The organism is Chakrabartyella piscis (genome assembly GCA_030067835.1).
Lineage (GTDB): Bacteria > Bacillota > Clostridia > Lachnospirales > Anaerotignaceae > Chakrabartyella > Chakrabartyella piscis.
This window is the reverse complement of sequence record CP092441.1, coordinates 1,507,774-1,534,666: the sequence shown is the minus strand read 5'-3', so window position 1 is coordinate 1,534,666 and position 26,893 is coordinate 1,507,774. Positions and strand designations below refer to the sequence as shown.

The window sequence follows — 26,893 nt, the reverse complement described above, 5'->3', positions numbered from 1 at the left end:
TTGTATGAGGAAATCGTCTTTTTTACCTCTGTCTACAACTCGAAATCCTGATTTCGAGTTAGCGTGTCGACTTTTTCGACACGCAGAAGCGGTACAGCTCTCATCTGCACCGCTTCCCAATCAATTTCTTATTTTACCAATTTAGAAATGGTTTTGAAGTGTGGATTTTTTGCTCCAACAGTCAATTCAAACAAAATGGATTCACAGGTTGCAACTTTTGCACCTTCTGCTTTCATACGTTCCAATCCGATTTCTTTATCATATTGAGATCTGGAACCAACACAATCTGCAACAACAGTCACATTGTATCCCATTTCCAACAAGTCTACAACAGTTTGCATCACACAGATATGTGCTTCAATACCACTGATGAGTACATTTTTCTTACCTTGTGCAACCACCCAATTTTTGATTTCTTCACATCCCATACAGCTGAATGTGTTTTTTTCCAAATAGGTACCATCTGCAATTACATCTTTGAGTTCGGATACAGTTTCACCCAAACCTCTTGTATATTGTTGGGAAACCACAAATGGAACTTCCAATTCCACCAAACCTTGTGCAAAGGTTGCTGCTTTTTGAATCAATGCTTCTTTTTGGTCCATAACGGGAAGCAATTTTTCTTGAAAATCTATGATAATTGCCATTGTATCTTCTGCATTTACTCTCATGTCGAATCCTCCTGAAATCAAGTCGTTTTTCTCTTTATTTTACATGATTTTTTCCTACTTGTCTAGTGAGGAATGCCAACTAATTCCTAAGAATTTATTGCAAGATTTGGTGTGTCTTTGGATATATATTTCAGGATGAGTGACCCATCCCCTACAGTATGTGGAAAATTTGATATCTTCGTATTCGATAAGAATAAAACCATACCATGCAGGTATTATTTTTGTATAGCACCTACACGTATTTTCGCATTTGTTTCAAAGCACTTTTTTCTAAGCGACTGACTTGTGCTTGACTGATTCCAATTTCTGTACTGACTTCTGTTTGTGTTTTTCCTTCAAAGAATCGCAAAGAAACAATCTTTTTCTCACGTTCAGACAAATGTTCCAATGCTTCTCCAAGGGATAGATTTTCCAACCACACTTTGTCTCCAGTAGTTCCATCGCTGACTTGATCCATGACATATAAGGTATCTCCACCATCATTATACACAGGTTCAAACAAAGAAATTGGATCTTGAATTGCATCCAATGCCAAAACAACACTTTCCCTTGGCATACCCAATTCTTTTGCAATTTCAGCTATAGATGGCTCTTTTTCCTTTTCTGCAATGAGTCTTTCCTTTACTTGCAATGCTTTATAGGCTGTATCTCTCAATGAACGACTGACACGTATGGAATTGTTGTCACGCAGATAACGTCTGATTTCACCAATGATCATTGGACAACAATAGGTTGATGGCATTACATTCATATCCACATCAAAATTATCAATTGCTTTGATCAAGCCCACAACACCAACTTGAAACAAATCGTCTAAATTTTCGTTTCGATTTTCAAAACGTTTGATGATACTCAGCACCAGACGTAAATTCCCTTCAATGAGTTTTTCTCGAGCCGCTTCATCTCCATCTCTATATTGTAAAAACAACTGTTTCGCCTGTGCACCATTGAGTGTTGGCAAAGTTGCTGTATTGATTCCGCTGATTTCCACCTTATGATAATAAGCCAATCCAATCCCTCCCAAAAGAAATATTGTTCTACATTCAATATTCCCTTTGTATGAAAAATTCATACCCATTGAAAGGGTGCAAATATCGCCATTTTCATTTGATGATGCAAAGACAAAGCAATAAAAAAACAGCATCTTCATCATTATGACAAAAACGCTGTTTGTGTTGATTGATTTGTGTTTATTGATTTTTGATTGGGAAACGAATTGTGATTTCGGTTCCTTCTCCAAGTTTGCTTTTTAAGTCTATTTTTGCATTGTGGATAATGGCTCCATGTTTCACAATAGAAAGCCCTAATCCAGTGCCATCTGTTTCTTTGGATCTACTTGCAGATTCACGATAAAAACGTTCAAATACACGTTTTTGATTTTCTGGAGCGATACCAATACCCGTATCTTTCACAGATAAAATCATTGCATTTCCTGATTTTTTAACATCCAAGCATACTTTGCCACCATCTTTGTTGTATCTGATGGCATTATCGCAAAGGTTGTACACCATTTCTTGCATGACTTGAGACACACACATCATAGAAACTGGTTCTGTTTCCACTGCAATCTCCACAGATTTCTTTGCTGCAATAGGTTCCAATCTTCTACCCACATCCATTGCCAAAGCTGCAATATCCACCATTTCTTTCTCCATAATCGTTTGCTTTTCATCCAAACGAGAAAGTTTGATGATATCTTGTACCAATTGGATGAGTCTTTGTGCTTCATCATAAATTTTCCCCGAAAAATGAGGTACATCATCAGGTCTCACCATACCATTTTTCATGATTTCAGCAAAACCAGAAATGGAAGTCAGTGGTGTTTTCAATTCATGAGATACATTGGCTGTAAATTCACGTCGCAATATTTCACGTTCTTCTTTTTCTGTAATATCAAACAAAAGTAAGATGACCCCTGCCACAACACCATATTGAATGACAGGATTTGCAAACAATTGGCACATACGATCACCAATCATAACACGTTCTTCCCAATGTTTTCCATCCAGTGCTTTTTCCACACACTGACGGAATCCTTCACTACGATTCAGTACAAATACGCTTTCACGTTTTTTGGGTGGATCAATGTTCATCAAATGCAAAACACCTTCATTGTATGAGAATACTCCACCTTTGCTATCCAAAACCAACAATCCTTCTTGCATATTGGCTGTAATCATATCGAATTCTTGCTTTTGTCTTTGCAAATCATCCATTTGTTTCTGCAATTGCTTGTTCTGCGCAGAAATACGATATAAAAGAGGTGTCAATTCCTCATATACACTCAAATTTTCTGGATGTTCCAAGTCAATTTCGTTGATGGGTTTTATGATGATTTTTGATATATAATACGCCACAATCAAAGATAAAATCAACGCAAATATCAAAACACCAACCATGGGACTTGCTATGGTTGTAAACACTGCAAACACCGTTTCCATAGATGTGGAAACACGAATATAGGTATCGTTATTCAAATGCAACGCATAGTACATAGTCTGGTCTGAAAGTGTATCTGAAAAACGTTGACTATATCCTTCACCACCTGCTTCTGCTTCTAAAATTTCTGCTCTTGTGCTATGGTTATCCATTGTTTCTGGGTCTGCCTGATTGTCAAACAAAACAATGCCATCTGCATCCACCCACGTCACACGATGGTCTGTTTCTGGCAATGCTTCCAAATAGGACATACCAATTTCTTCTACACCAGTTCGTACCAAAAGTGCATAGCTATGCAAATCATTTTTCCTTTCTTCTGCATAGTTGTCATACATAGTTCCAAAAATCAGCCCAACCACCAAAAGAATGATAACGGTAACCACTGACATCATAGAACGAAAAATACGTCTTGTCACAGATTTCCTCCAATCTTATAGCCAATACCACGTACAGTTTCAATATATTGACCACAATCGCCAAGTTTTTGACGCAAAGTTCTAATATGTACATCTACAGTTCTATTTTCGCCATCAAAACCATAACCCCAAATACCATTGAGGAGTTGATCTCTTGTCATAACTCTACCTTTGTTGCTCAAAAGGAAGCTCAACAATTCAAATTCTTTCAAAGTCAAAACCACTTCTTCACCTTTGACAAAAACTTCATGACGAGATTGACTGACACGCAAATCTCCAATCATATATTCTGCAATTTCTTGTTCTCCTTCTGAACGACGCAACAAAGCTTTGACACGTGCCAACAATTCCATCATACCAAATGGTTTTGCAACATAATCATCAGCACCACTATCCAGTCCCATAACTTTATCGTATTCACTGCCTCTTGCTGTCAACAAAATCACTGGAATTTTTTTGGTTTTGGAAGATGCTCTGATTTTCTTCAAAATAGAAATACCATCCTCTTCAGGCAACATGATATCCAACAGAATCAAAGTTGGCAATTCACGTTCCATTGCTTCCCAAAACAAAGAAGGTTTTTCAAATCCCTCTGCCACAAATCCAGAACTTTGCAAGGTATATGCAACCAATTCTCGTATGCTATTATCGTCTTCAACTAAATATATCAATTTATACACTCCTCTTGGTATTTTCATCATTTTACATGATTTTAACATTCATTTTTATGACTTTACAATTTTCATGATACTGTGTTCTTCCTAAAATTACAAGATTTTTTTCAGATACGCCTTATATGCCCTTTCCTCTATGACCCAAAATAGAATACTCCACCCATTCCACAATATTGGTTGCATGATCTCCAATTCGTTCCAAATATTTTGCAATCATCAACATATCCAAATAAAATTCACCTTGGTATTTGTCTTCACCAATCAATGCAATCAATTCATTTTTGATTTGACGGAACAACTCATCCAACACATCATCATTTTCTTTGACTTCTTCTATCAATGTCAAATCGTTTTTTACAAAAGCATCGATACTTTTGGTTACCATTTGGATGGTTTCTTTTGCCATTTCCTGAATGTGTAAGCGATTATTTTCTATGAGATATGTTGGCAAGCCTGTGATTTCTGCAATGTCCAATGCCTGATCTCCAATTCGTTCCATATCTGAAATGATACGCAATGTGGATGAAATGATACGCAAATCCCTTGCCACTGGTTGTTGTTTCAATAATAATCGCATACATAGACTTTCGATTTCTTGTTCTTTTCGATCAATTTCAATTTCTTTATTGCGTACAATTTCCAGTGTTTTTGCATCGTTTTCAAAAAACATTTGTATCGCATATGTAATGGCTTCTTCGCAAAGTGCACCCATTTTGATCATTTCCACATGTAGTTCATCCAATTGCAACTCAAATCTATTTTTTCCCAATTACAATTCACCCCTATCTTTTGTAGTTTTATACCAGTCAACTTATATTTTTAGCAAAAAATGACGGTATCCTTAGAACCCGCCTGCATCTTATCATTTCCATTTTATTCCTATGTGATAGATCAAATTATTTTCATGCAGTACCTATGGAAGGTTAATCACGTTAAGGGAAGGGTAAAGGAAAGAATCAGGAGTTTTTGGATTCCATCTGCCTGCACAAAAATAATTTGACCTAAAATATCATTTCTTATAGATGATTATAGGGCTTACATGTTAAATACAAAAGTTCTACATTGTTAAATCTGTGTAAAACCCTATTTTTCTTGCTTTTTATTATAAATAGACATATCTATTCGCTTTTTGTAATCATATGCAACTGGAGGATGGTATCCTCCCCTACAATTGTATTGGTATTTTGAAATTCTGGGTTATTGATATTTTGGAAATAAAAAAACAACCAGCAAGCATATGCCTACTGATTGTCTATTTTTGTATTAGAATTTTTTACGAGTCAAGAAATCAGGAATTACGATTTCTCTATCATAGTCATCCACTTCCATAAAACGTTTGCCAGAAGTAGAAGGTCTTTCATCATCATATTCACGTGGTTCTCTGTAATAGTCATCACGTGGTTCTCTGTAGCCATCATTGCGATAATCGTCTACAACTCTGTCTGTTACACGAACAGGCTCTGATGCCACTCTTGCAGCACGAGATGGTTTTTCTGGTTCCACTTCAACAGCATCTGCATCATCCAAACCAGTTGCGATTACAGTAACAATAACTTCGTCTTCCAATTCTTCATTGATTGTGGTACCGAAGATGATTTCTGCATTTGGATCGATTGCACTACCAATCAAATCAGCAGCTTCTTCTGTTTCCCACAAGCCAAGATCGTAACCACCACTGAAATTGATAAGAACGCTCTTTGCACCTTCGATGGTTGTTTCCAACAAAGGACTTTGAATTGCCATTTTTGCAGCAACTTCTGCTTTGTTTTCACCTTTTGCTTGGCCAATACCCATATGAGCAATACCTTTGTCTGCCATAATGGTACGTACATCTGCAAAGTCCAAGTTGATCACACCTGGTTTGGAAATCAAATCAGCAATACCTTGTACACCTTGACGCAACACTTCATCCGCTTTACGGAATGCTTCTGTAAGTGGTGTTTTTTTGTCAATGATGTTGAGCAATCTTTGATTTGGAATGATAACCAAAGTGTCTACATGTTTTTTGAGTTCAGCAATACCACGTTCTGCATTGCCCATTCTTTTTTTACCTTCAAAGTTGAAAGGTTTTGTAACAACACCAACTGTCAAAATTCCAAGTTCTTTGGAGATTTCAGCAATTCTTGGAGCTGCACCAGTACCAGTGCCACCACCCATACCAGCTGTAATGAAGACCATATCAGCACCACGCAAAGCTTGCGCAATTTCATCTTGGGTTTCATCAACAGAATGTTGACCTACGTCAGGGTTACCGCCTGCACCAAGACCTTTTGTGAGTTTTTCACCAATTTGAATTTTTACAGAAGATCTTGCTTTTGCCAAAGCTTGTCCATCTGTATTGATGGAAATAAAGCTTACGCCATCCAACCCATCTTCGATCATTCTATCAACAGCGTTGTTACCTCCGCCGCCAACGCCAATTACCTTTATCTGTGCCATGCTGCTCTTTGGGATATCAATCTCGAGCAAAACAATCCCCTCCTACTATAGTCAAAATTACATAATAATACTCATTATACACGAAACTACCCAAAATTACCATAGCAAATATGAATATTTCATAATTTTTTTTGAAATTTTAATACATTTTTTCGTTATCTTCATATACCACTTTGGAAACATCACCAGTTTATCATATTTTGCGGAATTTGGCACCAACTTTGGAAAATTTCATATTCTAATGAAGAGGTGTTTTCTATGAAAAAACATACGTTAGAATATTTGAACCAAGGTGAATCTTGTTCACGTTCCATTTTGCTGGGTGCTGCCAAAACATATGGTTTTACCCTTTCAAAATCCACATTAGACAGCTGCAATGCCATCCAAGCTGGTTTTTGTATCGGTGGTACATGCAGTGCAATTGTTGGTGCTGTTATGGTTTTGGGTATGTTATTCCCTGAAAAAGATGCCCAACAAAAGAGTCTTTTGCTCTTTTATGAAATACAATCTCGTTGGCACTGTTTGGAATGTTGTAAGCTTACACTGCAATTTGAAACTTGTCAAGATTTCATATGTGAATTGTGTGATATTTTGGAGGAAATCATTGCTTTAAAAACATGATATATGATACAAGCGGGTGGATATGGAATCCACCCCTACATCGAACTATGCAATTGATATGTTTAGTCTGACTCTTCAATTTGTTGCAGTACTATATTTTCTTGTCGCAACTTTTGAATTTCTTGCTCCATTCTTGTCACTTGGTTTTGCCATCTGGCATTGACTTCTGCAATTTCATCATTTCTTTGGGACAATACTGTAGATAGTGCTTCCATCTCTTTTTTGTGTGATTCTTTCATTTGCATCATCTGCTGTTCTTCTTTGTGTAGTGTTTCCTCTTGGTGTTTTGGTGTAACATCCAATTCTTTTTCTGTGAATGTGCTATTTTGTCGCATATCCCCTTTTTTATATAACTGTTCTTCTGGGAAATGCAAATATGGTGTGGTTCTTCGTTGATAGTCACCATAAATTTCTGTTTCTTCTATCTGCGTTTGCAAGCTGGTAATCAATTCCCCTTTGAAACATCTTGTTGGGAAATCACCTGTATAGCGTTCCACCAAGCCAAAATTGGTTCCATTGTTTTCTGAAATGCAACGCATAGGTTGTTGATTGACTGTCCACATCAAAATTACCTTTTCTCCTGCAATGACCACTGAACAATTGTCACAATTGGTATCTTCCCATATGACCTTTGGTGTACTAATGGACAGACGTTGTTTGTATTGATACACCACCTGTGTGCGAAATAGATTACGCACAATATACAATACATGAATCCGTTCTTCATCATTGACAACCGAAATATCTGTACATGGTGTTGGTGTTTGGATCAAAGGAGTTAAGCTTCCAATTGTATATGGTGATAGCAACATTTCTCTTGCACTCCAAGTAGTTCTAGCTGTTCTATAATATAAAACAATGTGCTCTCTACCCAATCTACGAGCAAAAAATGGTACTTGTTCTCCATATAAAAAACGATCTATTTGATATGGTTTTTCCCATTCTCCACCCCGAAACACTGTATAGACCAAAGAATGTACACCTGTTGATTCTGTCGGCATATGGTACACAATATGAAATGCATCTTCCATTGGTACCATGAAAAATTTGGTACGTCCTCCATGTGGCACTTCTTCCATAATGACACGATATTTCCAATTGGTAAAGTCCTTTGAAGATGCCAAAATCAAGGTTCCTTCGTTGGTTGCATATAAAAGATATACCATGTCTTGGTATTGGCACAAAGAAAACAGTTGGACTACATTTTCACCAACCATTTGTCTGGGTATGGGTTGCTTCCCATAGCACAATTCCATGTAGATACTTTGGTTTTCCAGATAAAATATAAACAACAAGCCATTGCTACCTCTTACATATTTGATTTGCGGATTCTGCATAAAATCCCTCCACGCTTTTTCATATGTATATGTGCAAATCAGAAAATTCATACACAATACCCCTATTGGAAAAGCACAAGATTCCAAACTTCTTCTATTATGAAGTTAAGACACTTATGGAGGATACCATATGGGACATTATGTTGTTGAAGGTGGTCATAAAATATCAGGAGAATTTACAGTTCATGGTAGTAAAAATGCATGTTTGCCTATTTTGGCAGCAACTCTTTTGGCAGAAGATGAGGTGGTTTTGGAAAATTGCCCCAATATTTCTGATTTCAACCAAACCATTGCTATTTTGGAGCGTTTGGGATGTACCATCACCCAAGAAAACAGAACCTATACCATTGATACTTCCAAAATCGACTCTGTGGAAATCAAAGAAGAAACGGTACAGAAAATGCGTTCATCCATTTTGTTTTTGGGCGCATTATTGGGACGCACCAAAAAAGCAATTCTTGGATATCCAGGTGGTTGCACCATTGGCAAAAGACCCATTGACCTACATTTGAATTCCTTTGAAAAAATGGGAATTTGTATTGAAGAAGAAGATGGTTTTTTACATTGTTCCACATCACACATCTTGGGATATCACATTTATTTGCCATATCCCAGTGTGGGTGCTACAGAAAACATCCTACTATTGGCAGTGAAAGCTGAAGGTGCCACAGTCATTCACAATGCAGCACAAGAGCCTGAAATTGTTGCTTTGGCTGAATTTTTACGGAGATGTGGTGGTGAAATTTATGGTGCTGGTACTTCCACCATTTTCATAGAAGGTGTGACCAAATTACATGGCACCAATTTCTGCTTTCCCTTTGATCGTATCGAAGCCACAACCTTGCTTTGTGCATCTGCAATGACAGGTGGAGATATCGCCCTTGCAGGTGTTGAAATATCCCATATGTCAGCAACACTGGATGTATTTGAAAAAATAGGTTGTATTTGGCAACAAAAGGGAAATTGGCTGACCATGGAACCACCCAAACAATTGTATTCCAATTTGACCATAAAAACAGGTCCATTTCCATTATTTCCAACAGATGCACAACCGTTTTTTGCAAGCCTCTTGACATTGGCAGAAGGAACTTGTATGATTATTGAAACTGTTTTTGAACAACGATTCCGTCATTGCAAAGAACTTTGTAAAATGGGTGCACAGATTGACATAAATGGACAACGTGCCAAGATATATGGCAATGCACATTTGATGGGAACTGAAGTGTATGGAACAGATTTGCGTGGTACTGCTGCCTTGATTTTGGCTGGATTTGCAGCAGAAGGCACCACTACCATCCACGGTGCAGAATTTGTGGAACGTGGATATGAAGATATTACCGGAATGTTTACCTCTTTGGGTGGACAAATACAACTTTTGGAGTCTTGCCATGAATCAAAATGAAAACGATTATGACCTAATTTATAATATACAAATGCGTGATGAATTGGACTATCCTTCTGCGCCTTCTCGTAGAAAACGCCCTAAGAAAGAACCCATACGCCAAAAAGTTTTGATTGGTTGTTTGGTTGTTCTTTGCTTGTTGATTGGGCTTCTATTTTCACCACTTTTTACAACAAAATACATCTACCTAGAAGGATGTGAACGTTATTCTTTGGACGAAATTTGTGATACCATCTCCTTCCATACTGGTGACAATTTGGTGTTATACAATCGTTCCAAAGCAGAAAAAACCTTGTTAACAGACCCTTATATTGCGACAGCTGACATTTCTTTGAAATTGCCTAGTACCATGACCATCACACTAACAGAGCGTCTGACACGTGGATATGTACCTTATATGGGTGCGTATCTCTACATAGATATGGAAGGAAGAGTTTTGGAAACACAAAGCAGTTATTCTGACCCTCTGCCCATTGTCAATGGGTTGCAATTTACTTCTTTTCAATTGGGCGAATTGTTGCCTGTACAAAACCAAGAAGCATTGACGGTTATGTTGCAAATTTCAAAACTTATGGAAAAATATGAGTTGTTGGATTTGATTTTGGAAGTGGATGTTTCTGATGCAAATAACATTGTTGCATATACCAATGGTGTTCAGGTGTATTTGGGTAACATTGACCGTATGGATCAAAAAATCCGTTATCTTTCTGAAATTGTGCCAAATATTCCAACAGAAGATCGTGGTTCTTTGGATTTGAGTGATTTGGACAAGCCTTTGATTTTCCAATATTTGACTTAAGATGTAGAAGGGTATTTATATAATGTGTAGTTGCGGAGCGATGAGGGCATCGCTCCCTACAAAAATCAAAACCTAAAATACATTACACTTGTAGGGGCGATTCACGAATCGACCGCAAAACCAAGGATTCTTCGTCGCTGTGCTCCTCTGAATGACAGTGCGTTGACGTATGTTTGTAGGAGATGGCGTCCCCGACATCCCGTCATAAACAGCCACAAAGTTCAAATATGCCACAACTGTAGGGCAGGGGCTTGCTCCTGCCGTCATCAACAGCCACTACACAAAATAGGCATACTCCTTATGAATATAAATATATCACAAGCGAATTTGTCTTAGCATATTCGTTTTTTTTATGCATAAAATAATCAAAAAGAGTGTGATTTTATGAGAAAAAACAATCTATTGGGGATTTGTGCCTGCTTCTTCATATTTGCGTTACTGTGTCAACCACAAGCAATTCTAATGGCTGGTCAAAATGCTTGTTATCTTTGGTTGGAGCGTGTTCTACCTTCTCTATTTCCTTTTATGGTTGGTTGTCAAATTTTGATGGAAACAGGTTTTGCAGAAAAAATTGGCATTTATTTGCAACCTTTGATGCAACCCATATTTAAACTTTCTGGTATTGCAGCTTTGCCATTATTTCTTGGTCTTTTATCAGGGTATCCTATGGGTGCCAAAATCACTGCTACTTTATACGAAGAAGATAAAATCTCCTTGGCAGAAGCACAACACATTCTTTCTTTTTCCAACAATGCAGGTCCACTTTTTGTAGTTGGCACTGTTGCAACTGGATTTTTTGGCGAGCCACTTTTGGGATATTTATTATTGCTTTGTGGGATTTTGGGTGCTATTTTGACTGGTATTCTTTATAGAATGATATACCCTTCTCAAATTTCCAATTTTACAGCCAAAACCATACAATCAAAGGATATCACTGGTTTGTTGCCACGTTCCATTGCCAATTCTTTATACACCATTGGACAAATTGGTGGATATATCCTTTTGTTCTCGATTTTGGTAGAACTATTCACAGTATATGGTATTTTCACAATTTTGGAAAAGCCATTTACACCTTTTGTTTCAAGTGCATACTTTGCTGGTATGCTAGGTGGCATTTTGGAAATGACCACTGGTGCTTATGCCCTTTCCGCATCTATTGACTCGTTATTTATACAACTAATTGGTGTTTGTTTTTTGCTATCTTTTGGTGGATGTTCCATTTTAGGGCAAAGCTTTGGCATTCTTGGCGATATACCCATTTCCAAGAAAAGATATGTTCTATCTAAAATTTTTAATGGTATCTTTAGCTCTATTTGCTTTGCATTTTTATATCCAATTGTTTTGCCACATACAAAAAAAGCAATTCCTGTCACCCATATGTTCACAGAAATTGCTTTTTCACCAAAATTCACTTTTGTATTGCCTTGGTTTTTTTGCCTATTTGCACTACTATGGGCACTTTACCATCATTTTAAAAACCACTGATTTTATTTGCTCAACTTCAATTCTTGGATGTTTTCTCCTACTACATTCAAAATTTGTGCAAAATAATCATCTGTCTTAATGCTTTCACCATAAACAATGGTTTTCAATTCTTTGATTTTGCCTTCTGTATCTGCCAATACATTTTCTGCATATTCAATGGCACCGATACGCATATCTTTTGCTGCACGTTTTGCATTTTCCACAATGACACTTGCTTGGTCTTGTGCACGTTTGGTTACTTCACTAGCATCCACCAAACGATTCATACGATCTTCAGCATTTCTCAAGATTTCATCTGCTTCTCTTTGTGCATCAATCAAGATTTTATTTCTTTCTTCGATCACCCATTTGGATTGTTTCAATTCATTGGGCAATTTTGCACGAATGTCGCTGATGATATCGTAAATTTCTTCTTTATTTACAGACACCTTGTTGCTAAATGGCACTGCACGACTAGAATCCAAAATTTCTTCCATTTCTTCCAACAAATTCATAATAGAATCCATACTTTATTCCCTCATTTCTTATATTTTTCTGTAATATATGGCTTAATTTCCAAAGGTATCATAAAATCAATATCGCCACCAAAGGTTGCAACTTCTTTGACATTGGTGGAACTCAAACTGATATGTTCTTCATCAGCAGCCAAGAAAACAGTTTCCAAATCTTCTGCCAATTTGCGATTAATTAAGTGCATTTGATATTCTGAAGCAAAGTCAACTGCATTACGCAAGCCCCTAACTGCAAAACCAGCACCAATATTTTTTGCATATTCTGCCAAAAGTCCTTCGAAAGAATCCACTTCTACATTTGGCATATCTTTCAAAACCAATTCCAAATGAGATTTTCTTTCAGCTACAGTAAACAATGTTTTTTTGTTAGGATTTTCCAAAACCGCAACCACCAAAACATCAAACATCTTTGCTGCACGTCTGATGATATCCAAATGACCCAATGTAACAGGATCAAAACTACCACCATATATTGCTTTTCTCATGATTCTTCTTCCTCCAAATCTGCAAAACCCAAAAAGGATAATACCGTTGTTTTATATTTTTTCTCACGCAACACAGATAACCCATCCACTTCAGGTAACGGTATTTCAGCAGAACGTTCCAAAACAATATATCCATCTTTTTCCAATAAACCCTTGGCAACAATTGCCTCTAGTGTAGCTTCTGATAAACCAGCTGCATAAGGAGGATCCATAAAGATAATATCAAAGGTTGCACCTTCTGATGCCAACTTGTCCAATCCATCCAAAACAGACATTTGCAAAACTCGTCCATTTTCTGCAAGCAAAGTATGTTCCAAATTGGATTTGATGATGTTGACACATTCTGCACTTTGTTCCACAAAAACAGCTTGTTCTGCTCCTCTGCTCAAAGCTTCAATACCAATGGCACCGCTTCCAGAAAACAAATCCAAAAACTGTTTTCTTGGCATATCAAACGCCATAATGTTGAACAAGGTTTCTTTAATTCTGTCTGTTGTGGGTCTGGTATTCAAACCTTCGATGGTTTGTAATTTTCTTCCTTTTGCACTACCTGCGATAACACGCATATCATATCTCCTAACTTTCTTTTTTGCATATATCGTTACTATAACAAAAATTCAAGAAAAATACAATAAAAAAACGCTTAAAGATATGATAATTGCAATTTTTTTCACAATTCATCACATTTTTATACAGAAAAACAACGGTTCTACCATCAAATATATAAGGTTTTCCCTTGTAATAATTCTCCAAAATGTTGGCATAATTTCTCATTTTCATCTTCTGTGCAAGCAAATTCATCTGCAAGCCAAGAAATGGCAGCTTTTTGTGCTTCCAATAAAATAGGCATGTCTGTATACATATTTGCAATTTTAAGCTCTGGTAAACCATGTTGTCTGGTGCCAAAGAATTCACCAGTACCACGCAGTTTCAAATCCGTTTCCGAAATCACAAACCCATCATCAGAATCCACCAAAGTTTTGAGGCGTTCTTTGGACAATTTGGATTTGGAATCACTGACCAAGATACAATATGATTTTTCTCCTCCACGTCCTACACGACCACGCAACTGATGGAGTTGTGCCAAGCCAAAACGTTCTGCATTTTCAATGAGCATGATTGTGGAATTGGGTACATTGATTCCAACCTCTATAACCGTTGTAGACACCAAAATATCCAACTCACCTTCTGCAAATAATTCCATAGTTTCTTGCTTTTCTTTTGGTTTTTGCTTCCCATGAACACAAGCAACTCTACAATTTTTGAGACGTGCACGCAATTCTTCTGTATAATCCAGTACATTTTGTACTTCAATTTTCTCATTTTCTGCAATCATAGGACAAATCACATACCCCTGTCTACCTTTTGCCACTTCACGTTCCAAGAATGTATAAATCCGCTCATGGTATCTACTATCCACTGCCATGGTATCGATTTTTTGTCTGCCAGGTGGCAATTCATCCAAAATGGAAATATCCAAATCCCCATATAAAATCAAAGCCAAGGTTCTTGGAATGGGTGTTGCTGTCATAATCAAAGTATGCGGTTCATCGCCTTTTTCTGTGAGTGCACCTCTTTGACGTACGCCAAAACGATGCTGTTCATCTGTAATTGCCAATGCAAGATTATGATATTCCACACCTTTTTGCATAACAGCATGGGTACCTACAATCATTTTGGCTTCACCATTTGCCACTTTTGCCAAGGCTTCTCGTTTTTCTTTAGCCTTCAGTGCTCCAGTCAATAACACCGTTTCAATACCCAATTTGCTGAAACTTTCTGAAAAGGATTGCATATGTTGGTTTGCCAAAACCTCTGTTGGCGCCATCATTGCAACTTGGTACCCATTTTGAATTGCCCAATAGGCTATGGTCATTGCAACTGCTGTTTTCCCACTACCTACATCCCCTTGCACCAAACGATTCATACGTTTGCCATCTAAGATTTCAGCTTGCATTTCACCCAAAACACGTTTTTGTGCACCCGTCAAATCAAAGGGTAATGTCTTTTGAAATGCAGTCATTGCATCTGGATTTTTGAATTGGATTCCTGTTCCAATATCCGTCAATTGTGATTTCAAAGTCAACAAAGCACCTTGTAATACAAAAAATTCTTCAAATACCAATCGTCTTCTGGCATCATGGAAACTTTCCTCTGTTTTTGGAAAATGGATTTCTTCTATTGCAAAATTACGTTCTGCCAAGTGGCATTTTTTACGGATGTCCACAGGCAAATATTCCTGTAAATTGGAACCCACTTGCTCCAATGCTTCTTCCATCAAATTACGCAACATCTTCTGAGAAAGTCCTTCTACACTTGGATAAATAGGCAGAATTCTACCTCCTGCAAAGTTGTCGCCTACTTTTTCAAAATCACTGACCACCACTTCATTTTTGCCATATTTTTTTTGCAGTTTACCTGTGATGAGATACCAGTTTCCTACAATTAAAGTATTTTTCAAATAGGGTTGGTTGTACCACAAAGCACCAACCACACCTGTTTCGTCACCAACCATAATGCGTGTCAACAAAAAACGTCCCAAACGAATATTATCCCCTTGGAATTTGACTTGTGCCAAAAATGTACTTTCTTCATTCAATTCCAAATCCCCAATATGGGTCATTTGGCTTCTATCTTTGTATTCTCTAGGAAAATGGGTTAAGAGATCTTCTATGGTGAAAATCCCCAAACGATTCAACTTCTTTTCTCTTTGTTCTCCAATGCCTTTGAGCATAGCAACTGGTGATTTCCAGTCCATAAGGTTCCTCCTTTCATGATTTCTGTTTTAATGTTGTATTACGCCTATAATCTCATGTAATGAGATGAAGTGAATGGTGAAGAATGAATCGTGAATAATAAAATGCAAACCTACGGGCGACCAATGGTACTCCCCTACAAACGTACACCAATGCATTGTCATTCAGAGGAATGCAATGACGAAGAATCTTTGGTTTGTGATTCGGATTCCTCGATAACTCGGAATGACGCCTACGTGGTTTGCGTGGTGATTCAATGACAGGATGGGAAATCCATCCTCTACAAGTGTGTCATATTTGAATTTTGTGGTAATTTATAACAGTTGATTCATGAATCAACCCTACAACTACAAATTTATATTTTGTGACAACTTATGATTCAGTATACCACAGTAGAAATATTATCGTCAAACATACAAAAAAGCCCAACCACCGAAATGATTGGACTCTTTATAGAAGAATTGTTATGCCTTTTCGCCTGTCAAAGCGTATGCAACCCATTCCGCTACATTGGTTGCATGGTCGCCAATACGTTCATAATATTTGATGACCATAAACAAGTTGAGAAGAATTTCACCTTCTGTATGGTTATCTTTTGCAAGGTCATTCAAAAGTTCTGTTCTTACTTTTGTAAACAATTCATCCACTTCGTCATCTCTTGCTATAACCTCTTTTGCAAGCTCCAAATCGTTATTCACATAAGCTGCAATGGCATCTGAAACCATCCCGACTGCTGCAACACCCATTTTACAAACATGAAGGTATTTTTCTGGTAATTTCAAATTATTTTTCTTTACAATTTCAGCAATATCTGCTGCTTGATCGCCAATACGTTCCAAGTCTGTCAACATTTTGAGAATAGAAGAAATTTTACGCAAATCGCTTGCCACTGGTTGTTGCTGCAACAACAATTTCAAGCAAAGCGCTTCCACATCTCTTTCTTGTTGGTTGACTGCTGCATCACCTGCAACAACTTCTCCTGCCAAAACCATATCCCCTTCTGTAAGGGCTTTTGTTGCTTTGGAAATGGCTTGTTCACACATAGTACCCATGGTAACAATTTGCAAATGTAATTTGTTGAGTTGTTCATTATATCTTGTACGCATAAATCAACCGAACCTCCCTGTAATATAGTCCTCTGTTCTCTTATCCTGTGGCATAGAGAACAATTTTTCTGTTTGATTCATTTCCACAACTTCACCCAAAAGGAAGAATGCTGTTTGATCAGAAATACGAGTTGCTTGTTGCATATTATGGGTAACGATTACGATTGTATATTTTTCTTTGAGTTCAATTGCCAAATCTTCAATTTTGGATGTGGAAATTGGATCCAAAGCAGATGTTGGTTCATCCATCAACAAGATTTCTGGTTGCACTGCCAACGCTCTTGCAATGCAAAGTCTTTGTTGTTGACCACCACTCATACCGAGTGCAGATTTTTTCAGTCTATCTTTGCATTCATCCCAGATTGCTGCATTTTTCAGCGCTTCTTCTACAATGCCATCCAATTCTGTTTTGTTTTTGATGCCGTGTGTTCTTGGTCCATAAGCAATGTTATCGTAGATGCTCATTGGGAAAGGATTTGGTTTTTGGAATACCATACCCACACGTTTACGTAATTTGTTGATATCCATACGTTTGTCATAGATATCTTCACCATCCAACAAAAAATCGCCTGTGATTTTACATCCTTCTACCAAGTCATTCATACGGTTGAGACTTTTGAGCAATGTGGATTTTCCACAACCAGAAGGACCAATGAATGCTGTAATTTCTTTTTCTGGCACTGCAAGATTGACATTTTTGAGGGCATGAAAATCACCATAATATAGATTTACATCCTTCATTTCAAATTTGATTTTATTATCCATTTTTATCTCCCTTTCGTGAGTCTTTTTGCAAGTACATAGGAAAGTGCGTTGATCAAAACAACCACCAATAACAAGATTGCTGCTGTTGCATATGCTTGTTCAAAATGAGTTCCTTCACTGGTCAACATATACATATGAACTGACAAGGTTCTACCACCACTTTCCATAAAGTTTGTTGCAACTTGTGTGGTGGTTCCAGAAGTATACAACAAAGCTGCTGTTTCCCCAATGACACGACCAATTGCAAGAATAATACCTGCCAAAACACCGTTCATTGCAGATGGTAAAATAATCACCCAAATGGTTCTAAGCTTTGCTGCCCCCAAACCAAAACTTGCTTCACGATAACTCATAGGAACTGCTTTCAATGCTTCTTCTGTGGATCTGATAATCAAAGGTAAAATCATAATGGCTACCGTCAAAATACCAGAAATCAATGAGAATCCCAAACCAACATATGTAACGAAGAAAATCATACCAAACAAACCATAAATAATGGAAGGAATACCAGAAAGTGTTTCTGATGTGATACGGATGATTTCTACAAATTTGTTACCAGTTTTTGCATATTCCACCAAGTAGATTGCTGTGGACACACCCAAGACTGTGGAAATACCAAGGGAAATGACAATCATAATTAAGGTATTGATGACAGATGGCACAAGGGAAACATTTTTGGAGCTATATTTGTAATCGAACAAGGAATATTCCCCTTGCATGTAGTTGGAAATTTCTGTTACGATTTGTGGAGCACCTTTATATAAGATATATCCAATGATGTATACTACAACTGCAATTGTGAAAAATGCTGCTGCATACACCAAAAATTTCAATGGATTTAATTTCTTCATTTAGTTCCCAACCTTTCTTTTTACAATGGAAAAACAAAGATTTATAATCAAAATAAATACGAAGAGAACTACACCAGTTGCAATCAATGCTTCTTTATGTAAATCTGCGGCATATGCCATTTCGATTACTACGTTTGCTGTCAAAGTTCTGATACCCGAAAGAATATTGGTTGTAATACGAGCTTGGTTACCAGCAACCATGATGACTGCCATTGTTTCACCGATTGCACGTCCAATACCCAATACAACAGATGCCAAAACACCGGATTTTGCTGCTGGCAAAACCACTTGGAATACCGCTTTTTCATGTGTTGCACCCAAAGCTCTGGACCCTTCATAATAGAAGTCTGGTACTGCTCTGATTGCACTTTCACTCAAGTTGATGACTGTAGGCAAAATCATAAACCCAAGCAACAAAGATGCTGTAAAAATACTCAAACCATTTGTTTGCAATGCTTTGATTCCAAATCCATTGAAGAAATCACGAATAAATGGAACCATTACAGTCATACCAAAGAAACCATAGATAATGGAAGGAATCCCTGCCATAAGGTCTACAACGGGTTTTAAGAATTTATAAAAATGATCTGGACAGTACTTTGTCATAAAAATTGCTGTCAAAACACCAATGGGTACACCTACAATGATTGCACCAGCAGTGATGTAAATACTACCAAGAATCATTGGAAAAATACCAAAAGATGGATTTGATTCATTGGCTGGGTTCCATGTTGTGCCTGTTAAAAAATCAAACAAACCAATCTTTTGCATTGCTGGAATCCCTTGGCCAAACAAAAATACACATATTACAAGTACACAAACAATGGAAAGTGATGCAATCAATAAAAAGAATATTTCATAAATACGTTCTTTTCCTTTTTCTCTTAACATTCGGTTCCTCCTGATAAACTGCAAAGAAGGGCTCCCCTTGGAAGCCCCTCAGATTAATGACAAACCAATTCGTTTTGGTTTTAGCGTCGCAGACTTTCAATCCGCAGACGGAATTTACTTTCGTTGAGGACAAAAGCGATTTCTAGGTGCTTCGTAGATGCACTTGTACGAGGAAATTGCTTTTTCACCTCTATTTACCACTTGAAATCCTGATTTCAAGTGAGCGTGTGAGCAACACGCTTATTAGTACAATTCAGAGTAATCTGTAACTTCACCTGTGTAGATAGCTTTGATTTGTTCGATTGTTACGTTTTCAAGAGGGTTTTCATTGTTTACAACAACTGCGATACCATCTTGTGCCAAAACATATCCTGTCAAAACTTCTTTTTCTGAATCTTTCATTTCACGAGAAGCCATACCAATATCAAATGTACCATCAGCAGCACCGTTCATACCAGAGGAAGAACCAACACCTTCGATATTGATTGTAGCATTAGGGTTAAGTTCCAAGTATGCTTCTACCATTACTTCCATCAAAGGATATACGGATGTGGAGCCACCAACAGTGATTGTACCAGAAGGTTGTGCAGATTCGAAGCTATCTGTTGTTACAGGTACAGGAATGAAACCTTCTTCTTCAGCAACATCTTGCATTTCTTGTGTGAATACAAATTCAAGCAATTCTACTGCAACAGGACTCAAATCAGCACCTGTCAAAGTTGCAATGTTGAAAGGTCTTGCTACCAAGTAAGAACCATCCAAGATGTTTTCTGGTGTAGCTTCAATACCTTCTACTGTTACAGCTTTTACTGTATCATCCAAAGAACCCAAAGAGATGTAACCGATTGCTTGTGGGTCAGCTGCTACTGCTGTCATAACTTTACCTGTGCTGTTTTGTACAGATGCTTCTACTGTTGTATTGTCGTTGTCACCATCGTGAACACCTGTGATTTCTGTGAAAGCACCTCTTGTACCAGAACCATCTTCACGAGTCAAAACTGTAATCAAACCAGAAGCTGTTGCAACTTCTTCCACTGCTGGAGCTGCTACTTCTTCTGTAGCTACTGCTGTTTCTGCTGGAGCTGCTTCTGTAGATGTAGAAGCTGTAGAAGAACCACAACCTGCCATCATAGCGATCATTGTTGTTGCCATCAAAGCACTTACTAATTTCTTTTTCATACCAATTCTCCTCTTTATTGTATAACATAATTTTTTAAGTTGAGTGAAGTATCTCGTCTGCTTCACAGGTAATATGATAGTACTTCAATGTTAAGTGTGTAAGCAAAGCTATGTTAAATCTATGTAATATAAAAATTTCCTTTGTAAAGTTGTATTTACATGACGTTTTGCATGGGTTCAGGCAAATATGAAATCTACCCCTATAAATAAAGTCTACAGTTCACATGAAATACAAAAGAAAAACACCCAAAACCATTTTGATTTCAGGTGTTTCTACTATATTTGTCTTCCAGTTTAGGATACGTATTTGTAACATATTTATTGTTCATTATGCTTATAATCTGTAGTAAGGTTTGCTTTGTAGGGGTGACGTTTCGTCACCTGTTTTAGGATGTTTGTGAATAAATTCCTACCTAAAATTATTACACACAATTTACTGGAGGATAATATCCTCCCCTACAAATAAATCAACTTATATAAGTTGTCATTCTGAATGCAATGAAGAATCCTTGGTTTTGCGGTCGATTCGTGAATCACCCCTACAAGTGTAATGTATTTAAGGTTTTGATTTTTGTAGGGAGCGATGCCCTCATCGCTCCGCAACTACACATTATATAAATAATCTCACTAACTATCCTAAAACCCTCGAAAACACTGCTATTTCTTAGGTTTTAGCTATATATTTACCCTTATTGCCCTTGTTTTTTCCCTTATTGGGATTTTACAAGGGCAAGTTTTGTTTTTCTTTTTAAATTGCCACTTCATCTAGTAGCATAACTGCATTTTTCTTAGACTCACTGGAACCATGTGCGTAGATGTTCATTGTGGTATTAATATCCGAGTGTCCTAACAACTCTTGAACATCTTTAGGCTTTGCTCCACTTGAAATGAGCCTTGTGGTAAATGCGTGACGAAGTTTATGAAAATGAAAGTTATCGAGCCAACCAAACCTTTTTGCTAGGGTAGTGCATAAATTCCTCACACTTTCTGGTTTTAAATAGGAACCATCTTGCCTTTTACAAACAAACTCTAACGGCATACTATCTTGTTGCTCAACTTCATTCACATTTACACAATATACATCATAAAAAATTCTGTTATTTTCTTTTGCCTTGATACAATAACTTTTATGATATAGTCCGTCATATTGTGATTTTTCTGTTTCTTGTTTTGCTTTCGCATCTGTAAGTATTTTAGTTAATGTTTCTCCGAAATAAACTGTACGAATTTTTTTACGTTTTGTTGGTCCGATAACAGTACCTTTTCTAATATTGCTGTAAGTTATGCTTCTTCTAACAACTAAATACTGTTCCTCGATATTAATGTCGTTCCAATCAAGTCCACAAACTTCGCCAATTCTAAGTCCAGTATAATAAGCTATTTGTACTGGAAGTATGGTTGGGTTATTCGTATCAATTAGATATTTGGTTAGTTCTGTATATTGCTCTGGCGTAATTACTGTACTGTCATATGATTTATCCTCGTTTGTAGAAAACGTTTCATAATCATCACTTTGTCCTCTTAACACAACATACTGCATCGAATTAAATGTAATCAACTGTTTTGGAAACACAGCAAATCGAAATGCACCACGCATCACAGCAGCATATACGTTAAGACTACCACTGCATAAACCTTTTGACATTGTACCATCAGATAACTTCTGTGGACTAGAAAGTGCATCAAAGAACTTTTGTAAATGCTCTGCTGTAATAGATTTCAGTTTACGTTTACCAATAGCGTGTTTCTTCACTCGGCTAGCTGTGTTGATGTACGACCTAGCAGTACCATTACTTCGCTTGCTTGGATATAATTCTTCGTTCATCCACATATCAAGCATATCAGCTAATGTTACATTTTGAGCTTTTGCCACAAACTTTTGATTTTCGTATTCTTCCATCGCTTTACGGAGCATACTTTCTGTTTCTGATTTACTTTCAGTGCCAGCCATTTCTTTTTGGATGCGATTGCCACTTTCGTCCTCTACATAAAATCTAAAATACCACTTCTTGCCTTTCTTTCTAACAGATCCTTTTGCCATAATTTTAATCTCCTTTTCTTCGGCAAAGAAGAACTGCTTGATGTGATAATAATATTATACCATGTTCATCAAGCAGATTTCCACTATCACTTGTAAATTTTTTAATGTCTTAGCTAACAGCTTTTACATTTTCAACATCCAAAAGATTAATTCCTTGATTAATCGTTAGAAATTCTTCCAGTACGTCTGTACGAATTACATTTTTTCTGCCGATAAGTAGTGCAGGTAGTTTCTGATTTTTAATTAGTGAACGCAAGGTGTTTCTGCCAACACCTGTGTAAAGTGCTGCTTCATCAACTGTTAGTCCAAACTTGTTTTGTAAATTGATTTTGTTTTCTTTCATAGGCTAGTTCCTTTCTAATCTAAAATTTCTTTTATAGTCATCAAGCTGTGTTTCTATTTTCTCTAGTTGCTGTGTGTATTGTTGTAAAAATTCTTGTCGCACTTCCAATGGTTCAAAGATAAGGATATCAAGGTAATACTCAACCATTGATATCATGTGTATGCTTTCCACCCAAATATCATTTACTGGTTCGTTTTCATCTTTAGGTGCATAAGTACGTTCAAAAAATTTTAAGTAATTAAGATATTGGTTCAGTAGCCTTATCGTTTGTCGCTCCCATTCCGAATATGACATCTTAACTTGTGGTGTTGCAGTAACACGCATTTCATCACTGGATAGGTGAAAGTCATTCATAATGATTTTTGCACTCTCAAACTGTGATACATTCAAACGCTCTGCAATCAGTGCAATTACATCGCCACTTTTACCACAACCATAGCAGTAGAAATGGTCGCTATACAGCTTTAATGAGGGTGTACGCTCGTTATGAAATAGGCAAGAGGTGAAACCATTTCGACTGACTTCAATACCATAAAACCTAGCTACATCAATGAGGTTAAGACTCTGTTTTATCGTTTCAAATATGCTCATCGATCCACCTCACTTATCTTTGTTGACCTCATTTTGCTAAATCGTTCAAATTGTTCTCGCAACTTGAATTTCTCTAAAAATCTCATTACAACATCATAGAATTTTTCAAGTTCTGCAACACGCATTACATCTTTATTAGCACCCAATTTATTCCGTACAGATTTGAACTCCGATAGCTCTTGATGTTGCTGTGCGTTGGTTTGTCGCAAGGTTTGATTTTCTCGCCTTAGTTGTTTATTGTCAGCTGATAATTTACGTTCATTTGTTACCGATACAACTTGCTTTTGTGCTAAGGTCTTGATATTCTCAAACTCTGCTTCATCAATTATGATTTTCCCATTAGAAAACATTGCTGATTTTGTTTCAACACTATCAATATCTTTCACTTTAGCTTTTTTATTTGCCACCTTTTCAAGCTGTGCGTTACCTTGTGAAATTTTGCTTCGCTGTCCTGTAATGGTCTGCTGATTTTGCTCGATAACTTCCGTCTGATCGTGCAAAATATGTTCTACCTTTTGTACCTCTGCGACAGTATTCTGCAATCGTGATTTTTCCTTTTGCACCTTTAGTTCTGTAGTCGTAATATTTTTATCGGTAGAACCCTTTTCACCACGTTCAATATCTTTGTAGCCACAATCACACATATAGTTAAAAAATTCATCTTGAAGTATGGAATAAGATTTCACTAGATGTGGTTTTCCATCTTCACCAATCTCTTTATGTGAAGCCCATTTTTTTGAGTGGCTCACTTGCGTAATTACTTCCTTAACAGTGCTGACCAGTGACTTATCTTTGCAACGCTTTGACCACTTAACTTCTTTTTGCACCACTGGTACATAGATAACGTGCAAGTGATAGTGGTAAACATCTTTTCCAAGCTGTTCCGATACTGCCGAATTACGTTCATCTGCGTGCATAACCGCCGATAAAATATATTGTTCGCCACCGACTTTTTGTACTGCATAATCGTATGCTTTTGAGAAAAATTCTTTTGCATATTCATAGCCACCACGTTCCTCAAAATAGGTGGTATTCACATCAAAGAGAAGTTCATTGAAATGGACTGCACCATCTTTTAACCCTTTGGTGCTAATCGTTCCATCTTCACACATTTTGTCAAAGGTATCTATATATCCACCTTGTGGCTTTTTGAAATATATATTTTTATCAGATTGTTGGGGCTGAATATCTGCGTTTTGGTAGCTTTCATTTTTACGCTCATTGTGTCTTTCGATATTGCCAATCTGTGAGCGTGTATAATCACCGTTTCTTGCAACGGTACGGTCTTTACCGTCATTCCTTGCCATAGGCATTTTCTCCTTTTAAAGTTGCTATTGTAGGGAAGCGAAGCGATAAGACTAACACTTTTTCAAAGTGTGTAACCCACTATGACACTTTCAAGCAAGCTCGAAAGATGTCGTGGGGTCTAGTGCCCAGACACGCTTTTGTCCTCCAAGCAAGTTGTCGCTAATGACGATATGACGCTTATTTATACATACCCCTCTTGTGTCGATAATGAGCTAGAGGGGGTGTGTATAACTACATCGTCATCGTCACACAGAGCCTGTGTCCCCGATACTCACTCACGAAACAAGGTGATCACTCTACCTTTGTTACTGCGTTCCCAAAGGTATTTGATACCATATTTTTCTTTGAGTAAGCCTTGCAGATTGCCTAATTTCTTAGCAACTGCACGAGAGGAAATTGCAAAGTTTTCATCTAACTTTTTCATTCCCTCTACAAGTTCGGTAGCTGTGCCACTAAAGGTGGAAGTCACAAATTCTGCTACCAAATCACAGAACACATCATCTTCATTCTCTGCAAGTTCTTCTTCACTGCCTAAGAAGTTCCAACGACATTCTGCCTTGTTAAATTCCACCTTAAAGCAATATCCCTCTGTATCACGATTAGCGATAGTCAGCTTGCCTTTGCCCTCTGTTCGTTTCTCTTTTTCCAGTACCCAAACACCATCGACAGCACCAACTAAACCAGTGCTACCACTAAGGGTATTGAGAGGGTCGGGGTCGTACATTTTGCGTGTGTGATGAACGAGTAAGAGAGTGACATTATTACCCTCTAAGGCTTCACGCAATTTGTTAATATCTCGATAGTCACAAGAATACATACTCTTGTCCTGCTCGCCATTTCTGATACGTTCTAAGGTATCAATGACGATGAGCCTTGTTGTTGGATTGGCTGAAATAAAAGCCTTTATCTGCTCCACGAGTCCATCTGTAATACCAAGTGAAGTGACTGTAAGATTAAGCCTTTCAAGGTCGATATTTTCATCTTGTATGCGTTCTAAACGCTCCTTTAATCGTGGGTGTGTATCTTCCAAAGCCATATACAAACATTGCCCCATAGTAGCGTTAAAATCCCATAGCTTGCCACCAGTAGCCACTGCAACACACATATCAAGGCTTAACCACGATTTACCAATTTTTCCACTACCTGCAAGGATAAAAATACCTTGTGGCAATAACTTATCAATAGCAAACTGTAAGGGTGGATAATCAGTAGATAGCAATGTGTTAGCGTTGATAATTTCAAGTGGTGGGATAGGTTGTTTCTCTGTGTTATTCATAGGCATTTACCTCCGTATTTTGTGAATTAGTAATGTAATCAAAGATAACTTGTTCCTCGATTAAAACTCTGTTTCCAGACTTTAGATGTGGTAATGCTCCACTTTTCACAAGTCTGCGTATCTATAGTAAATCCATCAATGAGCCTTGCAGCTTGACGGATAGTGAGTAATTTTATTTGTTTATTCATAAGATGTGTCCTTTCAAATTTTAATAGTTTTTCGCTGTTTCACCCGATACAGTTTCCTAAGAGGTTACCTTGCGTGGCACTTTCTCGTATTTCCATACTTGGTAGGCTCGTATCTTCGCCTACTTCCCCGAAATGGTAGTTGTATCAGACAGTCATTAAATTGTAATTTTATAAATCAACGTTGGTTTATGTTTATAATTGTAGCGAAATTTTAGGCTGTTTCCCGTATGTCCGATAACTCGGATTTTTCTTCAAAACGCAAAAAAATCCGAAATTTCGTTTTTACTCGAAAATCTCAGATTTGTGCCTTGAAATCAA

Annotated in this window: 25 protein-coding genes; 4 read left to right on the top strand and 21 right to left on the bottom strand. The window is 37.3% G+C overall.

Annotated elements, in window-relative coordinates; genetic code table 11:
* Positions 1-128 precede the first annotated feature (128 nt).
* The 6 genes from MJY40_RS06795 to ftsZ form a co-directional block, all read right to left on the bottom strand.
* Positions 129-671: an isochorismatase family protein gene (locus MJY40_RS06795; protein ID WP_317856237.1), complete on the bottom strand. Its 543-nt coding sequence runs from the start codon at positions 669-671 to the stop codon at positions 129-131.
* Positions 672-903: 232 nt separating this feature from the next.
* Positions 904-1,680 (bottom strand): RNA polymerase sporulation sigma factor SigG, encoded by a 777-nt coding sequence (gene sigG, locus MJY40_RS06790; protein ID WP_317856236.1) that lies wholly within the window; start codon positions 1,678-1,680, stop codon positions 904-906.
* 181 nt (positions 1,681-1,861) lie between these two features.
* Entirely contained in the window at positions 1,862-3,526 is a 1,665-nt protein-coding gene (locus MJY40_RS06785; RefSeq protein WP_317856235.1) for a sensor histidine kinase, read from the bottom strand.
* Entirely contained in the window at positions 3,523-4,197 is a 675-nt protein-coding gene (locus MJY40_RS06780) for a response regulator transcription factor (protein ID WP_317856234.1), read from the bottom strand. Before MJY40_RS06780 ends, MJY40_RS06785 begins: the two co-directional genes overlap by 4 nt.
* Positions 4,198-4,318: 121 nt before the next feature.
* Positions 4,319-4,969, bottom strand: coding sequence for a phosphate signaling complex protein PhoU (gene phoU, locus MJY40_RS06775; protein WP_317856233.1), 651 nt, complete (start codon positions 4,967-4,969; stop codon positions 4,319-4,321).
* A gap of 494 nt (positions 4,970-5,463) precedes the next feature.
* Complete coding sequence (ftsZ, locus tag MJY40_RS06770; RefSeq protein WP_331488237.1) at positions 5,464-6,669, bottom strand: cell division protein FtsZ; 1,206 nt, start codon at positions 6,667-6,669, stop codon at positions 5,464-5,466.
* Positions 6,670-6,897: 228 nt separating this feature from the next.
* Between ftsZ and MJY40_RS06765 the strand changes: the two genes are divergently transcribed.
* Positions 6,898-7,260 carry a C-GCAxxG-C-C family (seleno)protein gene (locus MJY40_RS06765; RefSeq protein ID WP_317856232.1) on the top strand — a complete coding sequence of 121 codons (363 nt, stop codon included), beginning with the start codon at positions 6,898-6,900 and terminating at the stop codon, positions 7,258-7,260.
* Positions 7,261-7,322: 62 nt separating this feature from the next.
* Here MJY40_RS06765 and MJY40_RS06760 read toward each other — a convergent pair whose 3' ends face one another.
* On the bottom strand, positions 7,323-8,597 hold the full coding sequence (locus tag MJY40_RS06760; protein WP_317856231.1) for an OmpH family outer membrane protein: 1,275 nt from the start codon (positions 8,595-8,597) through the stop codon (positions 7,323-7,325).
* Positions 8,598-8,727: 130 nt separating this feature from the next.
* Between MJY40_RS06760 and murA the strand changes: the two genes are divergently transcribed.
* From murA to MJY40_RS06745, 3 genes are all read left to right on the top strand, one after another.
* Positions 8,728-9,999 carry a UDP-N-acetylglucosamine 1-carboxyvinyltransferase gene (gene murA / locus MJY40_RS06755; RefSeq protein ID WP_317856230.1) on the top strand — a complete coding sequence of 424 codons (1,272 nt, stop codon included), beginning with the start codon at positions 8,728-8,730 and terminating at the stop codon, positions 9,997-9,999.
* Positions 9,986-10,798, top strand: a complete 813-nt coding sequence (locus tag MJY40_RS06750; RefSeq protein ID WP_317856229.1) for a cell division protein FtsQ/DivIB — start codon at positions 9,986-9,988, stop codon at positions 10,796-10,798. Before murA ends, MJY40_RS06750 begins: the two co-directional genes overlap by 14 nt.
* A gap of 384 nt (positions 10,799-11,182) precedes the next feature.
* Positions 11,183-12,283: a nucleoside recognition domain-containing protein gene (locus MJY40_RS06745; protein WP_317856228.1), complete on the top strand. Its 1,101-nt coding sequence runs from the start codon at positions 11,183-11,185 to the stop codon at positions 12,281-12,283.
* Positions 12,284-12,285: 2 nt separating this feature from the next.
* On the opposite strand, the gene MJY40_RS06740 is transcribed toward MJY40_RS06745, so the two are convergent.
* The 14 genes from MJY40_RS06740 to MJY40_RS06675 form a co-directional block, all read right to left on the bottom strand.
* Positions 12,286-12,789 (bottom strand): ATPase, encoded by a 504-nt coding sequence (locus MJY40_RS06740; RefSeq protein ID WP_317856227.1) that lies wholly within the window; start codon positions 12,787-12,789, stop codon positions 12,286-12,288.
* 11 nt (positions 12,790-12,800) lie between these two features.
* Positions 12,801-13,280, bottom strand: coding sequence for a pantetheine-phosphate adenylyltransferase (coaD, locus tag MJY40_RS06735; protein ID WP_317856226.1), 480 nt, complete (start codon positions 13,278-13,280; stop codon positions 12,801-12,803).
* Positions 13,277-13,846: a 16S rRNA (guanine(966)-N(2))-methyltransferase RsmD gene (gene rsmD / locus MJY40_RS06730; protein WP_317856225.1), complete on the bottom strand. Its 570-nt coding sequence runs from the start codon at positions 13,844-13,846 to the stop codon at positions 13,277-13,279. The genes coaD and rsmD overlap by 4 nt, the downstream gene beginning before the upstream one ends.
* 149 nt (positions 13,847-13,995) lie before the next feature.
* Positions 13,996-16,038, bottom strand: a complete 2,043-nt coding sequence (gene recG, locus MJY40_RS06725; RefSeq protein WP_317856224.1) for an ATP-dependent DNA helicase RecG — start codon at positions 16,036-16,038, stop codon at positions 13,996-13,998.
* Positions 16,039-16,500: 462 nt separating this feature from the next.
* Complete coding sequence (gene phoU / locus MJY40_RS06720) at positions 16,501-17,142, bottom strand: phosphate signaling complex protein PhoU (RefSeq protein WP_317856223.1); 642 nt, start codon at positions 17,140-17,142, stop codon at positions 16,501-16,503.
* Between the two features lie 3 nt (positions 17,143-17,145).
* Positions 17,146-17,907 (bottom strand): phosphate ABC transporter ATP-binding protein PstB, encoded by a 762-nt coding sequence (gene pstB, locus MJY40_RS06715; protein ID WP_317856222.1) that lies wholly within the window; start codon positions 17,905-17,907, stop codon positions 17,146-17,148.
* Between the two features lie 2 nt (positions 17,908-17,909).
* Complete coding sequence (pstA, locus tag MJY40_RS06710; protein ID WP_317856221.1) at positions 17,910-18,758, bottom strand: phosphate ABC transporter permease PstA; 849 nt, start codon at positions 18,756-18,758, stop codon at positions 17,910-17,912.
* Positions 18,759-19,649: a phosphate ABC transporter permease subunit PstC gene (gene pstC / locus MJY40_RS06705; protein ID WP_317856220.1), complete on the bottom strand. Its 891-nt coding sequence runs from the start codon at positions 19,647-19,649 to the stop codon at positions 18,759-18,761.
* Between the two features lie 243 nt (positions 19,650-19,892).
* Positions 19,893-20,828, bottom strand: coding sequence for a substrate-binding domain-containing protein (locus MJY40_RS06700; RefSeq protein ID WP_317856219.1), 936 nt, complete (start codon positions 20,826-20,828; stop codon positions 19,893-19,895).
* A 748-nt stretch (positions 20,829-21,576) separates the two neighbouring features.
* Complete coding sequence (locus MJY40_RS06695) at positions 21,577-22,869, bottom strand: tyrosine-type recombinase/integrase (RefSeq protein WP_317856218.1); 1,293 nt, start codon at positions 22,867-22,869, stop codon at positions 21,577-21,579.
* A 109-nt stretch (positions 22,870-22,978) separates the two neighbouring features.
* Positions 22,979-23,212: a helix-turn-helix domain-containing protein gene (locus MJY40_RS06690; protein ID WP_317856217.1), complete on the bottom strand. Its 234-nt coding sequence runs from the start codon at positions 23,210-23,212 to the stop codon at positions 22,979-22,981.
* Between the two features lie 3 nt (positions 23,213-23,215).
* Positions 23,216-23,803 (bottom strand): CHC2 zinc finger domain-containing protein, encoded by a 588-nt coding sequence (locus tag MJY40_RS06685; RefSeq protein ID WP_317856216.1) that lies wholly within the window; start codon positions 23,801-23,803, stop codon positions 23,216-23,218.
* Entirely contained in the window at positions 23,800-25,110 is a 1,311-nt protein-coding gene (locus MJY40_RS06680) for a plasmid recombination protein (protein WP_317856215.1), read from the bottom strand. Before MJY40_RS06680 ends, MJY40_RS06685 begins: the two co-directional genes overlap by 4 nt.
* Positions 25,111-25,382: 272 nt before the next feature.
* Entirely contained in the window at positions 25,383-26,387 is a 1,005-nt protein-coding gene (locus MJY40_RS06675; protein WP_317856214.1) for an AAA family ATPase, read from the bottom strand.
* Positions 26,388-26,893: the final 506 nt, after the last annotated feature.

What these genes read in the sequence shown, in the direction of transcription:
- MJY40_RS06795 (WP_317856237.1), bottom strand. Translation starts at nt 671, where the DNA reads ATGAGAGTAAATGCAGAAGATACAATGGCAATTATCATAGATTTTCAA.
- MJY40_RS06765 (WP_317856232.1), top strand. Translation starts at nt 6,898, where the DNA reads ATGAAAAAACATACGTTAGAATATTTGAACCAAGGTGAATCTTGTTCA.
- MJY40_RS06760 (WP_317856231.1), bottom strand. Translation starts at nt 8,597, where the DNA reads ATGCAGAATCCGCAAATCAAATATGTAAGAGGTAGCAATGGCTTGTTG.
- murA (WP_317856230.1), top strand. Translation starts at nt 8,728, where the DNA reads ATGGGACATTATGTTGTTGAAGGTGGTCATAAAATATCAGGAGAATTT.
- MJY40_RS06750 (WP_317856229.1), top strand. Translation starts at nt 9,986, where the DNA reads ATGAATCAAAATGAAAACGATTATGACCTAATTTATAATATACAAATG.
- MJY40_RS06745 (WP_317856228.1), top strand. Translation starts at nt 11,183, where the DNA reads ATGAGAAAAAACAATCTATTGGGGATTTGTGCCTGCTTCTTCATATTT.
- MJY40_RS06740 (WP_317856227.1), bottom strand. Translation starts at nt 12,789, where the DNA reads ATGGATTCTATTATGAATTTGTTGGAAGAAATGGAAGAAATTTTGGAT.
- coaD (WP_317856226.1), bottom strand. Translation starts at nt 13,280, where the DNA reads ATGAGAAAAGCAATATATGGTGGTAGTTTTGATCCTGTTACATTGGGT.
- rsmD (WP_317856225.1), bottom strand. Translation starts at nt 13,846, where the DNA reads ATGCGTGTTATCGCAGGTAGTGCAAAAGGAAGAAAATTACAAACCATC.
- recG (WP_317856224.1), bottom strand. Translation starts at nt 16,038, where the DNA reads ATGGACTGGAAATCACCAGTTGCTATGCTCAAAGGCATTGGAGAACAA.
- phoU (WP_317856223.1), bottom strand. Translation starts at nt 17,142, where the DNA reads ATGCGTACAAGATATAATGAACAACTCAACAAATTACATTTGCAAATT.
- pstB (WP_317856222.1), bottom strand. Translation starts at nt 17,907, where the DNA reads ATGGATAATAAAATCAAATTTGAAATGAAGGATGTAAATCTATATTAT.
- pstA (WP_317856221.1), bottom strand. Translation starts at nt 18,758, where the DNA reads ATGAAGAAATTAAATCCATTGAAATTTTTGGTGTATGCAGCAGCATTT.
- pstC (WP_317856220.1), bottom strand. Translation starts at nt 19,649, where the DNA reads ATGTTAAGAGAAAAAGGAAAAGAACGTATTTATGAAATATTCTTTTTA.
- MJY40_RS06700 (WP_317856219.1), bottom strand. Translation starts at nt 20,828, where the DNA reads ATGAAAAAGAAATTAGTAAGTGCTTTGATGGCAACAACAATGATCGCT.
- MJY40_RS06695 (WP_317856218.1), bottom strand. Translation starts at nt 22,869, where the DNA reads ATGGCAAAAGGATCTGTTAGAAAGAAAGGCAAGAAGTGGTATTTTAGA.
- MJY40_RS06690 (WP_317856217.1), bottom strand. Translation starts at nt 23,212, where the DNA reads ATGAAAGAAAACAAAATCAATTTACAAAACAAGTTTGGACTAACAGTT.
- MJY40_RS06685 (WP_317856216.1), bottom strand. Translation starts at nt 23,803, where the DNA reads ATGAGCATATTTGAAACGATAAAACAGAGTCTTAACCTCATTGATGTA.
- MJY40_RS06680 (WP_317856215.1), bottom strand. Translation starts at nt 25,110, where the DNA reads ATGGCAAGGAATGACGGTAAAGACCGTACCGTTGCAAGAAACGGTGAT.
- MJY40_RS06675 (WP_317856214.1), bottom strand. Translation starts at nt 26,387, where the DNA reads ATGAATAACACAGAGAAACAACCTATCCCACCACTTGAAATTATCAAC.